General features: G+C 43.7%; 1 protein-coding gene. It reads left to right on the top strand.

Annotation, left to right across the window (positions count from 1 at the left end):
• Window positions 1-103 precede the first annotated feature (103 nt).
• The gene (locus tag JMX83_RS14920; RefSeq protein ID WP_201603372.1) at window positions 104-1,066 is read left to right on the top strand and encodes an IS30 family transposase; all 963 of its coding nucleotides are present in this window, start codon (window positions 104-106) and stop codon (window positions 1,064-1,066) included.
• Window positions 1,067-1,073: the final 7 nt, after the last annotated feature.

Genomic DNA, 1,073 nt, shown 5'->3' with positions numbered 1-1,073 from the left:
ATCCTAGATTCAAATAAGAAGTGCAACGTTTTAAAAGAATGAGTTGAAGAGTAAGATGTGCCGTGTTGCATTTCAAACTTCAACTCCTACATATCAGAACGTTATGAAACACTATACACATCTTACCCAAGAGCAAAGATATCAAATATCAGCGCTATTGCAAGCTAAAAAAGGCATGAGCGAAATAGCTAGAATTATCGGCTGTCATAAATCAACGGTGAGTCGAGAGATAAAGCGAAACATGGGACAAAGGGGTTATCGCCCCAAACAAGCCCATCGTTTGGCAAAAGAGCGCAAAGTTGTGAATAGCGCACAGATGAGCCGCTTTGGCTGGTGCTATATTGAGCACTTGTTAAACAAGAGATACTCACCTGAACAGATCACAGGGCGACTGAGGATGCTAGGTTGGCAAGATGTCCCAAGCCATGAATCAATATACCAACACATCTATACTGACAAAAAGGCAGGGGGTGATCTACACAACGCCCTTAGATGTCAAAAGCGTTATAAGAGACGGTATCTGCAAGGCAATGATAGGCGCGGGAAAATAGCGAACCGCTGTGATATCACTGAGCGTCCTAGCATCATTGAGACACGCAGTCGTATGGGCGATTATGAAGGGGATACGGTGGTTGGTCATGGACATCAAGGTGTTCTGGTTACTTTAGTAGATAGAACGACTCGAGAGACTAAGATCAAAGCGCTACCCAATCGTAAGGCAAAAGCTGTCACACAAGCTTGTATTGACATGTTAAAAGGTGAGCAGGCGTTAAGCATCACCTTTGACAACGGTAAAGAGTTTGCTGACCATGAAGCGATGGCAACCGCGTTAAAGGCTGATATTTACTTCGCTCAGCCTTATCATTCTTGGGAGCGCGGAACGAATGAGAATACCAATGGTTTAATTCGTCAGTTTCTACCTAAGTCGATGCGTCTAGATAACCTATGCAGGCACTTAGTTCAGTCGATTGAAGACAGTTTAAATAATCGACCAAGAAAGGTGCTAGGGTTTAGAACACCGCTTGAGGTAAAATCTAGCTTCGGGTGCGTTGCACTTCAATGTTGAATCTAAG

Source organism: Psychrobacter piscatorii (assembly GCF_904846415.1).
GTDB classification, from domain to species: Bacteria; Pseudomonadota; Gammaproteobacteria; order Pseudomonadales; family Moraxellaceae; genus Psychrobacter; species Psychrobacter piscatorii.
This window is presented reverse-complemented; position numbering and strand designations above follow the sequence as displayed.